Source organism: Fundidesulfovibrio magnetotacticus, assembly GCF_013019105.1.
GTDB lineage: Bacteria > Desulfobacterota > Desulfovibrionia > Desulfovibrionales > Desulfovibrionaceae > Fundidesulfovibrio > Fundidesulfovibrio magnetotacticus.
This window is the reverse complement of sequence record NZ_BLTE01000029.1, coordinates 21,574-31,683: the sequence shown is the minus strand read 5'-3', so window position 1 is coordinate 31,683 and position 10,110 is coordinate 21,574. Positions and strand designations below refer to the sequence as shown.

Annotated in this window: 10 protein-coding genes; all 10 read right to left on the bottom strand. The window is 68.1% G+C overall.

Annotated features, from left to right (window positions below; genetic code table 11):
• A partial coding sequence (locus NNJEOMEG_RS19595; protein WP_173087168.1) for a 4Fe-4S dicluster domain-containing protein occupies positions 1–869 on the bottom strand: 869 nt, incomplete at its 3' end.
• Positions 869–1,837: a 4Fe-4S dicluster domain-containing protein gene (locus NNJEOMEG_RS19590; RefSeq protein WP_173087167.1), complete on the bottom strand. Its 969-nt coding sequence runs from the start codon at positions 1,835–1,837 to the stop codon at positions 869–871. The genes NNJEOMEG_RS19595 and NNJEOMEG_RS19590, both read right to left, overlap by 1 nt.
• A 4-nt stretch (positions 1,838–1,841) precedes the next feature.
• Positions 1,842–2,312 carry a hydrogenase iron-sulfur subunit gene (locus NNJEOMEG_RS19585; RefSeq protein ID WP_173087166.1) on the bottom strand — a complete coding sequence of 157 codons (471 nt, stop codon included), beginning with the start codon at positions 2,310–2,312 and terminating at the stop codon, positions 1,842–1,844.
• A gap of 3 nt (positions 2,313–2,315) precedes the next feature.
• Positions 2,316–4,292: a CoB--CoM heterodisulfide reductase iron-sulfur subunit A family protein gene (locus NNJEOMEG_RS19580; RefSeq protein ID WP_173087165.1), complete on the bottom strand. Its 1,977-nt coding sequence runs from the start codon at positions 4,290–4,292 to the stop codon at positions 2,316–2,318.
• Positions 4,289–5,176 carry a CoB--CoM heterodisulfide reductase iron-sulfur subunit B family protein gene (locus tag NNJEOMEG_RS19575; protein ID WP_173087164.1) on the bottom strand — a complete coding sequence of 296 codons (888 nt, stop codon included), beginning with the start codon at positions 5,174–5,176 and terminating at the stop codon, positions 4,289–4,291. The genes NNJEOMEG_RS19580 and NNJEOMEG_RS19575 overlap by 4 nt, the downstream gene beginning before the upstream one ends.
• Positions 5,173–5,733: a 4Fe-4S dicluster domain-containing protein gene (locus NNJEOMEG_RS19570; protein WP_173087163.1), complete on the bottom strand. Its 561-nt coding sequence runs from the start codon at positions 5,731–5,733 to the stop codon at positions 5,173–5,175. Before NNJEOMEG_RS19570 ends, NNJEOMEG_RS19575 begins: the two co-directional genes overlap by 4 nt.
• Before the next feature lie 276 nt (positions 5,734–6,009).
• On the bottom strand, positions 6,010–7,440 hold the full coding sequence (gene gltA / locus NNJEOMEG_RS19565; RefSeq protein ID WP_173087162.1) for an NADPH-dependent glutamate synthase: 1,431 nt from the start codon (positions 7,438–7,440) through the stop codon (positions 6,010–6,012).
• The gene (locus NNJEOMEG_RS19560) at positions 7,418–8,272 is read right to left on the bottom strand and encodes a sulfide/dihydroorotate dehydrogenase-like FAD/NAD-binding protein (RefSeq protein WP_173087161.1); all 855 of its coding nucleotides are present in this window, start codon (positions 8,270–8,272) and stop codon (positions 7,418–7,420) included. Before NNJEOMEG_RS19560 ends, gltA begins: the two co-directional genes overlap by 23 nt.
• 385 nt (positions 8,273–8,657) lie before the next feature.
• Positions 8,658–9,215 (bottom strand): Fe-S-containing hydro-lyase, encoded by a 558-nt coding sequence (locus NNJEOMEG_RS19555; RefSeq protein WP_173087160.1) that lies wholly within the window; start codon positions 9,213–9,215, stop codon positions 8,658–8,660.
• Positions 9,215–10,054: a fumarate hydratase gene (locus NNJEOMEG_RS19550; RefSeq protein ID WP_173087159.1), complete on the bottom strand. Its 840-nt coding sequence runs from the start codon at positions 10,052–10,054 to the stop codon at positions 9,215–9,217. The genes NNJEOMEG_RS19555 and NNJEOMEG_RS19550 overlap by 1 nt, the downstream gene beginning before the upstream one ends.
• Between the last annotated feature and the right edge of the window lie 56 nt (positions 10,055–10,110).

The following is a 10,110-nucleotide window of genomic DNA, read 5'->3' as shown; positions in this document are numbered from 1 at the left end:
TTGTGGCCGCTGGCCTCCAGGGTGAACTGGAAGGACATGCAGGTGTCCCAGGTGCGGATGCGCTCGCCCGTCATGCCCGTGCGTTCGTCGGTGACGTTGAAGCAGTAGCAGGTGGGGCACAGGTAGGTGCAGGCCCCGCAGCTGATGCACTTGGCCGAGACGTCCTCCCAGAAGCCCAAGTCGTCGAACTTCTCCAGGAGCTTGGCCGGGGCCTGGGCGGGGTCGAAGCGTTCGCCCAGGGCCTCAAGGGCCGCCACGCGGGCGGCCTGGGCCTGGGAGACGCTCGCCTCGGAAGCGTCGGTGAGCAGGGCGCTCCCCAAAAGCTCGCTGGCGCGCTCCGAGGCCTGTTCAACCAGGAAGCCGCCCTCCACGGGGGTGAGCATCACGTCGGAGCCCCGGGCGTCCGAGGGCGAGGAGCCCACACAGTGGCAGAAGCAGGCGTTGTCGGGGTCGTCGCAGGAGAGGGTGACGAAGAGCGTGTTCTCGCGCCGGGCCTGGTAGTACACGTCGGTGGCGCGCGGCGAGTTGTAAACCCTGTCGAACACGGTGAAGCCGCGCGCGTCGCAGGGGCGGCCGCCCACCACCACGGTGGGTGGGGCCTCCACGGTCTCTTCAAGTTCCAGGGAGACCTTGCCCAGGTCGTCCGGGTCCTTGACGTAGCGGAAGCGCATCAGGCGTTCGGTGGCCGGGAACACGGAGTCCTTGGGGGGCACGTTGGCCTGGCGGCCCAGCTCCACGGGGACGTTTGAAGCGAAGGGCCTGAAGACCACGGCGTCGCGCTCCATCACGGGCACGAGCACCAGGCGGCTGCCCGAGAGTTCCTCGAGCCAGGCGGCGAGCTTTTCGCCGGGAAGATATTTGGCGGACATCACCAGCCCCTCTCGTTGATGGTGTCCTCCTCGACCTTGAAGGCCAGAAGAGGCGGCCTGGACTCCACGTCGGTGCCGGCCCGGTAGTTGAAGAGCTCCACGATCTCCTTGCCCAGCTTGCGCTTGAGGAGCATGAGCGGGATGTCCACGGGGCAGGCCCGCTCGCACTCGCCGCATTCGGTGCAGCGCCCGGCCAGGTGGGTGGCGTGGATCATCTGGAAGAAGAACTTCTCCTCCAGGCCCGAGCGCTGGCTCACCCAGCCCGGCTCGCGGCTCTGGCCGATGCACTGGTCGCGGCAGACGCACAGGGGGCAGGCGTTGCGGCAGGCGTAGCAGCGCGTGCAGCGCTCCATCTGCTCGCGCCAGAACTCCATGCGCTCCTCCAGGGTGAGGGCCTCGAAGGCGGCCAGGTCGTCGTGGTTGTCGGGGTCCTTGCGGCCGACGGGCTGGCCCGCGAACTCGTCGAAGAGCACGGCGTCGTGGTAGGCGCAGCGCCCGCACTTGGCGGCCATCACCTCGGCCAGGGGCAGCGTCTCGGAGCGCCCCTTGAAGGCCAGCTCCAGACCCTGGGCCGTGAAGGCGGCCTCGCGCGCCTTGCCCATCACCAGGCCCCGGGAGGCCAGGGCGCGGTTCACGCGGCCCAGGTCCGCCACGCCCTCGCAGGGCAGGCCGAAGATGGTCACGTGTTCGCGGCTGATGAGCTTTTCCTGGAGCAGCTGCACCACCGAGCGCGAGTCGCACCCCTTGACCACCACACCCACGCGCTTTCCCTTGCCGAAGCGGGTGAGGTAGGTGGCCAGGTTGTGCACGCACAGGGGGTCGAAGACCAGCTGGTCCAGCTCTTTGGCGTCCTTGAGGAACACGGGGGTGCGGTGCAGGGCGTCGTAGCCCCGGCCCCAGCCGATGACGAGGTCCAGATCGGGCAGCCGCCGTGCGATCTGGGCCTTGAGTTCGTCCATGACGGACATGGCGCTAGTCCTCCACCCGGGCGAAGAGGCCCGAGGTTGCGAAGGAGCAGGCCCTGGCCTGGGCCTGCTTCCCGATGCGCTGGATGGGGCCCAGGGCGTGCACCTGGGCCGTGAACTCCGTGACCACGTGCTGCCAGCGCTGGCCCTCGGAGGCCGAGACCCAGGTGTACTCGAAGCGGCCCGGGTCGATGCCGATGACGGGCAGGAAGCGTTTGAGCACCTCAAGGCGTCGCCGGGCGTAGTAGTTGCCCTCGGCGTAGTGGCAGTCGCGCGGGTGGCAGCCGGAGACGAGCACGCCGTCCGCGCCGCCCGTGAGGGTCTTGAGCACGAAGAGCGGGTCCAGGCGGCCGGAGCAGGGCATGCGGATGATGCGCAGGTCCGTGGGCTGGATGAAGCGGCCCACGCCCGCGGTGTCCGCGCCCCCGTAGGAGCACCAGTTGCAGAGGAATCCGACGATGCGCAGTTCCTTTTCCATGGATCAGGCCCCCTCTTCCTCGGCGGTCAGCAGGAGCGCGTTGACCTCGGCCAGGATCTGGTTGTCGGTGAAGTTCTGCAGCTGGATGGCCCCCTGGCGGCAGGTGGAGGTGCAGATGCCGCAGCCCTGGCACACGGTCTCGATGACTTCCACCTTCATCTCGCCCCGGGTCTCCAGCTCCTTGATAGCCCCGAAGGGGCAGGTGAGCGCGCACTTCATGCAGCCCACGCAGCGCTTGAGGTCCACCTTGGCCACCTGGGGGTCGCTCTGGAGCTGGTCCTTGGAGAACAGGCCCAGCACCTTGGCCGCGGCCGCGCTGCCCTGGGCCACGGAGGTGGGGATGTCCTTGGGGCCCTGGGAGCAGCCCGCCAGGTAGACCCCGGCGGTGTTGGTCTCCACGGGTTTGAGCTTGGGGTGGCCTTCCATGAAGAAGCCGTAGGAATCGTAGGAGATGCGCAGCTTCTCCGCCAGGTGGGGCGAGCCCTTCGCGCCTTCCGCGCCCACGGCCAGCACCACCAGGTCGGCCAGCACCTCCACCTGGGTCCCGGCCAGGGTGTCGGCCCCGCGCACCACGAGCTTGTCGCCCATGGGGTAGACCATGGAGACGCGCCCGCGCACGTACTGGGTTCCGTATTCCTCCACGGCGCGGCGGGTGAACTCGTCGTACATCTTCCCCGGGGCGCGGATGTCCATGTAGAACACGTAGGATTGCGAGTCCGGGATGTGGTCCTTGGTGAGCACGGCCTGCTTGGCGGTGTACATGCAGCAGAAGCCCGTGCAGTAGGGGCGTCCCACGGAGGGGTCGCGCGAGCCCACGCACTGGATGAACACCACGTTCTTGGGCTCGCGGCCGTCGGAGGGGCGCTTGATGTGCCCGCCCGTGGGGCCGGAGGCCGAGAGCATGCGCTCGTACTGCAGGCTGGTTACCACGTCGGGGTAGCGGCCCGCGCCGTACTGGCCGTAGACGGTCCAGTCCATGAGGTCGTAGCCGGTGGCGGCCACGATGGCCCCCACCTCTTCCGTGACCATCTCGTCCTGCTGGTCGTAGCGGATGGCCTTGGTGGGGCAGATTTTGGCGCAGACGCCGCACTTCCCGGTCTTGAAGCGGATGCAGGCCGTGGGGTCGATGGAGGCCTTCTTGGGAATGGCCTGGGGGAAGGGGATGTTGATGGCGGTGGTGCGGCCCACGAGCTCGTTGAAGGGGTCCGGGCTCTTTTTGGCCGGGCACTTCTCCATGCAGGCCCCGCAGCCGGTGCAGGCCTTCCAGTCCACGTAGGGGGCCTTCTTGCGCACCTCCACCTGGAAGTTGCCCACGTAGCCGAACACGTCCTCCACCTCGGAGCTGGCGTGCAGGGTGATGCGCGGGTGCTGGGCCACGTCCACCATCTTGGGGCCGAGGATGCAGCTGGAGCAGTCCACGGTGGGGAAGGTCTTGTCGAGTTTGGCCATCTTGCCGCCGATGGAGGATGTCTTCTCCACGAGCACCACGTCCAGGCCGCCCTCGGCGCAGTCCAGCGCGGCCTGGATGCCGGCCACGCCGCCGCCGATGACCAACACGCGCTTGTTCACCGCGAAGGTCTTGGGGTAGAGCGGGCGGTTCTGGCCCAGCTTGGCCACGGCCATCTTCACCAGGTCGATGGCCTTGCGGGTGTTGGCTTCCTTGTTCCTGCCGATCCAGGAGACGTGCTCGCGGATGTTGGCCATCTCGAACATGTAGGGGTTCAGCCCCGCGCGGGCCACGGTGCGCATGAAGGTGGGGCCGTGCATGCGCGGCGTGCAGGAGGCCACCACCGCGCCGTCGAGCCCTTTCTCCTGGATGGCCTTGATGATGCCTTCCTGGCCCGGTTCCGAGCAGGCGTACATGGTGTCCGAGGCGAAGGCCACGTCGGGCATGGCCTTGGCGGCCTCGGCCACTTTCGCCACGTCCACGGTGCCCGCGATGTTGGACCCGCAATGGCAGACGAAGACTCCGATTTTCATGCGCGCACCCCCACGGCCGCGAGCACGTCGCGCGGGCTCACGGCCAGCTTGTCCAGGCCCAGGGCCTTGGGGTCCAGGCCCAGGGCCAGGCCCAGGAGCTGGGTGTAGTAGAACACCGGGATGCGGTGTCCGGTCTTGTTGGCGGCGTTGATCTGGTCCTGCCGGAGGTCCAGGTTCATCTGGCACAGGGGGCAGGCGGTGACGAAGGCGTCGGCCCCGCAGGCGGCGGCGGCGTCCAGGAGCCTGCCCGAGAGGCGCTCCACGATGTCCTGGCGGGCCACGCCGTAGGAGGCTCCGCAGCACTCCACCTTGAGGGGGAAGGGCAGCGCGGTGGCCCCCACGGCCTCCAGGAGCCGGTCCATGGCCACGGGGTGTTCGTGGTCGTCGAATTCCATGATCTGGGGCGGGCGGTTCATGATGCAACCGTAGTAGGGCGCGAGCTTGAGCCCTTCCAGGCGCTTGAACACCCTGGGATAGAGGGCGTCCGGCCCCACGTCCTCGAAGAGGGCCTGAAGCACGCTCTTCACGGGGGGGATGTGGCGCAGGGGCTTGTCCAGGAGCTTGTTCACGCGTGCGGCGAAGTCCGGGTCGGCCATGCGCCTGGCGCTGGTCTTCAGGTTGGAGAGGCAGCTGGGGCACGGGGTGATCACGCCCCGCGCGCCCTCCACCTGGGCGGCCTGGGCCAGATTGCGGCAGGAGAGGGCGGCGGAGAGGTGGTGGTCCACGGTGTGGGCCGGGGAGGAGCCGCAGCAGTTCCAGTCGGGGATGTCCACCAGCTCGATGTCCAGGGCGGCGCACACGGCGCGGGTGGAGGTGTCGTATTCCACGGACGTGCCCTGGCCGGAGCAGCCGGGGTAGTAAGCGTAGCGGATCTTTCCGGTCATTTGCCGCACTCCTGCCGGTAGCGCTCGAAGATGGCCGCGATGGCTCCGGGGTTCTTCACCTTGTGGGGAACGGGGGAGAGCTTGCCCCTGGGGACCAGCTTGGGGGCCAGGTCCGCGCCGGTCCAGAAGCGGCCGGTCTTGAGGGCGTAGCGCACCATGAGGCCCATCTCGAAGGCGCGGCCGTTCTTCTCGACGGATTCGAGGAAGCTGTCCACGAAGGCCTTCACGGCGAATTCGGTGTCGTGGCCCTCGCGCCTGGCCATGTGGCGCAGGGTGTCCATGACGTGGGCCACGTCGATCTTGTTGGGGCAGCGCGTGGTGCACGACTGGCACGACGCGCACAGCCAGATGGAGCGGCAGGTGAGCACCTGTTCCTTCTGCCCCGCCTGGACCAGACGCATGATCTGGCTCACCGGGATGTCGTAGGCGAAGGTGAAGGGGCATCCGGCCGTGCAGTTGCCGCACTGGTAGCAGCGCGCCAGGTCCTGCCCGGATTCCTTGCGGACGTGGGACTTGAAGCCCTCGTCCTGGGACTCGCTCAGACGGATCACGTTCATGGATTGACCAGCCTTGGTTGGCGGATGGACGCACTGCCCGGTCCGGGACGGGGGGGACCCGCGCGGCTCCCGGCCGCCTGGGCGGCGCGGGGGCTCCGGTGGGGCTTGGAAGCGCACCGCCTCGTTACGGGATCGGGAACGGCCCCTCGGAAGCGCCTGGCGCGGACCGAAGGTCCTGGGCCGCGGACCACCCGCGCCCAACACCGTCGCACTCGCCCGCTCGCATTGGAATCCGAGCCAGGCGGTCCGGAGAGGACGTTCCCGATCCCCTTGAGGCTACGCGAGCAGCCGCTTCGCGATTTCCTTGGCGGCGCGCCGTCCGGCGCCCATGGCCGAGATGACCGTGGCCGCGCCGGTGACGATGTCGCCGCCCGCGAAGACGTTGGGTATCGAGGTCTCGCCCGTCTCCTCGTCGACGGTGATGTATCCCCACTTGTTCAGGGCGAGTCCCGGGGTGGTCTGGGCCATGAGGGGGTTCGAGCCCGTGCCCACCGCGATGATCGCCATGTCACAGGGGATGTCGCAGAATTCTCCCTCGCAGGCAATGGGGGAACAGCGGCCCGAATCGTCGGGTTCGCCCAGGCGCATCTTCTGCACGGTGATGGACTTGAGCCAGCCCTTCTCGTCGGCCTCGAAGGTGACGGGGGCGTTGAGGCACATGAGTTCGATGCCCTCCTCCTTGGCGTGGTGGAGTTCCTCCAGGCGGGCGGGCATCTCGTTCTCGGTGCGTCGGTAGACGATCATCACGCGCTCCGCGCCCAGGCGCTTGGCCGTGCGCGCGGCGTCCATGGCCACGTTGCCCGCGCCGAACACGGCCACGTTGCGGCCGGTGTAGGCGGGGGTGTCGTGGTTGGGGAAGTCGTAGGCGCGGCCCAGGTTCACGCGGGTGAGGTATTCGTTGGCCGAAAACACGCCGATGAAGTTCTCGCCCGGCACGCGCAGGAACCGGGGCAGGCCCGCGCCCACGCCGATGAACACGGCGTTGAAGCCCTGCTCGAAGAGGTCGGGCACGGTGACGGTCTTGCCGCCCACCCAGTTGGTGTGGAACTCCACGCCCTGGGCGCGCATGGCGTCGATCTCCTTGCGCACGATGGCCTTGGGCAGGCGGAACTCGGGGATGCCGTAGACGAGCACGCCGCCCACCTCGTGCAGGGCTTCGTAGACGTGCACCTTGATGCCCAGGGCCGAGAGGTAGCCCGCCACCGTGAGGCTGGCCGGGCCGGCTCCGATGCAGGCCACCTTGAGGCCCTCGCGCTCCATGGCGCAGGCGTGCGCGCCGGTGAGCTGCTCGCAGGCGTCGGAGGCCATGAAGGTGTCGGCCACGTAGCGCTCCAGGCGGCCGATGGCCACGGGCTCGCCCTTCTTGCCCAGGATGCAGGAGCCCTCGCACTGGGTCTCCTGGGGGCAGACGCGGCCGCACACGGCGGGCAGGGAGTTGGTGTCGCGGATGACCTTGTAGGAGCCCTCCAGGTCGCCCTCGGCGAGCTTCTTGATGAAGCCGGGGATGTTGATCTCCACGGGGCAGCCCTTCACGCACAGGGGCTTCTTGCACTGGATGCAGCGCGCGGCCTCCTTGGCGGCCAGCTCGGCGGTGTAGCCCAGGGCCACCTCGGTGAAGTTCGTGACGCGCTGGGCCGCCGGCTGCTCCGGCATGGGCGTGCGGGGGGTCTTGGCCTTCTTGGAGCTATTTTCCGCAGGTGCAGACATGGCCACTCCTGAATTTCTCGTAGGAAATCTGTTCCATGGTCTTGAAGGCCGAAAGGCGGCTGGAAAGCTCCTTGAAGTCCACCAGCTGGCCGTCGAATTCGGGGCCGTCCACGCAGGCGAACTGGGTCTTGCCGCCCACGCTCACGCGGCAGGCCCCGCACATGCCGATGCCGTCCACCATGATGGAGTTGAGGCTCACCACGGTCTTCACGCCGAAGGGCTTGGTGGTGCGGGCCACGGCGGCCATCATGGGCACGGGGCCCACGGCCACCACCTCGGCCACGCTGGGGTCGGCCTTGAGGCGCTCCTCCAGGAGTTCCGTCACCAGGCCCTTGTGTCCGTACGAACCGTCGTCGGTGGACACGAGCACCTCGGGGCAGAACCGCTTGAGTTCGGCCTCGAACAGCAGAAGGTCCTTGTTGCGCGCGCCGATGATGGCGATCACGTGGTTGCCCACCGTGTGGTGGCCCTTGGCGATGTGGTGCATGGCCGCGATGCCCGTGCCGCCGCCCACGCAGATCACCGGTCCGGCGTGCTTGTGGATGTCGGTGTCCTTGCCCAGGGGGCCGCACAGGTCGAGGATTTCGTCGCCTTCCTTGAGTGTTTCCAGGTGGGCGGTGGTCTTGCCCAGCACGAGGTAGACGATGGTGATGGTTCCCGCGTCCTTGTCGGTGTCCGCGATGGTGAGCGGGATGCGCTCGCCGTTTTCGCAGACGCGCAGGATCACGAAGTTTCCTGGCTTGGCCTTGGCCGCGATGTGAGGGGCTTCCAGCGTCAGCTCGCTGGTCTGCCCCGGGATGAGGCTGCGTTTTTTGAGGATCCTGCTTGGCATTGCACCCTCCGAGGGGGGGTCACAGGGTCTCCGGATCGCCGGGTCGGTTGGTCGGTCAATTCCTCCCGTTTTGGGCGGAATTGACGGCTCTCTCCACGCGTTCACTGACGGCTCATCCCGTACGGGGGCATTGGGCCCCGCGCTCCGGCTGCCTGCCATGACGGCCGTCAGGGTGGTTGGCGGCGCGGGGGGGCGTCCTCCCAAACGCTTCCCCCGCGCGCGCCGCGGAACGCTCGAACCCGGTCAGCCGTTCTCCGAAGACGTTATTGCCTGCCAGCCGGCCTCGGAGTCCATGGGCCCAAGCCTTCCCGGAACGGGGCGAGGGTTCGCCCGGTTGCGGGAAGACCGGTCCGCGCGCGGCGGACCGGCCCCCAGGGATCAAAACCTACCCGGCCAGAGCCTTCTCCAGGTCCGGGGTGGTGTAGAGTTCGCCGCCGTGGCAGTCGTTGATGACCAGCAGGGGGAACTTCTCCACGGTGAGTTCGCGGATGGCCTCGGGACCGAGGTCTTCGTAGGCGATGACCTTGGCGGCCTTGATGGCCTGCGAGAGCAGGGCGCCCGCGCCGCCGGTGGCCCCGAAGTAGGCCGACTTGGTGGCGTTCATAGCCTCGCGCACCTCGGGGGAGCGCCTGCCCTTGCCGATGGTGCCCTTGAGTCCCAGGCCGTGCAGGCGCGGGGCGTAGGTGTCCATGCGGTAGGATGTGGTGGGGCCGGCCGAGCCGATGGGGCGTCCCGGGGGCGCGGGGCTGGGGCCCACGTAGTAGATGAGCGCGCCCTTGAGGTCGAAGGGCAGGGGGTCGCCCTTGTCCAGGGTGTCCGTCAGGCGTTTGTGGGCCGCGTCGCGGCCGGTGTAGATGGTGCCGGTGATGTACACCACGTCGCCGCTTCTGAGCTGCTCGATGTCGGCGTCGGTGAGCGGGGTGTTCAGGGTGTATTCGGCCATTAGAGCACCACCTCCTTGTGCCGCGCGGAGTGGCACTGGACGTTGACGGCCAGGGGCAGGCTGGCCAGGTGGCAGGGGGCCGTGGCGATCTTCACCGCCAGGCAGGTGGTCTTGCCGCCCAGGCCCATGGGGCCGATGTTGAGCTTGTTGATGGCCGAGAGGACTTCCTCCTCCAGCTTGGCCACTTCGGGATCGGGGTGGGTGTCGTCGATGTCGCGCAGGAGGGCCTTCTTGGAGTTGATGGCCGCCAGCTCGAAGTTGCCGCCGATGCCGATGCCCACCAGCACGGGGGGGCAGGGGTTGGGGCCGGCCTCGGCGATGCGCTTGATGATGAACTCGCGCAGGCCCTTCCAACCGGCGGCCGGGGGGAACATCATCACGCGGCTCATGTTCTCGGAGCCGCCGCCCTTGGCCATCATCCAGATCTTGAGCTTGTCGCCCGGAACGATGTCGAAGTGGATGATGGCGGGTCCGTTGTCGCCGGTGTTCTTGCGGGTGAAGGGGTCGCAGGAGGACTTGCGCAGGTAGCCTTCCTTGTAGCCCTTCACCATGCCCGCGTTGACGGCCTCGCGCAGGCTCATGCCTTCCACGCGCACGTCTTCGCCCATCTCCACGAAGAACACGGCGAGGCCGCAGTCCTGGCAGAGGGGGAGGCCGGTCTCCCTGGAAAGTTCGGCGTTCTCGATGAGCTGGCGGAAAATCTCCTTGGCTGCGGGGTTTTCCTCGGCGGCCTGCTGGGTCTTGAAGGCCTGGAGCACGTCGGCCGGAAGCTCGCGGTTGGCCGCGATGCACATCTCGGCGACCTTGTCCACGATGGTCTGTGCAGGAATCGTTCGCATCGCATCTCCCTTTTCGGGGGGCCGGGGAGGGGGCTCTTGGCCTCCCTCCCCGTCCG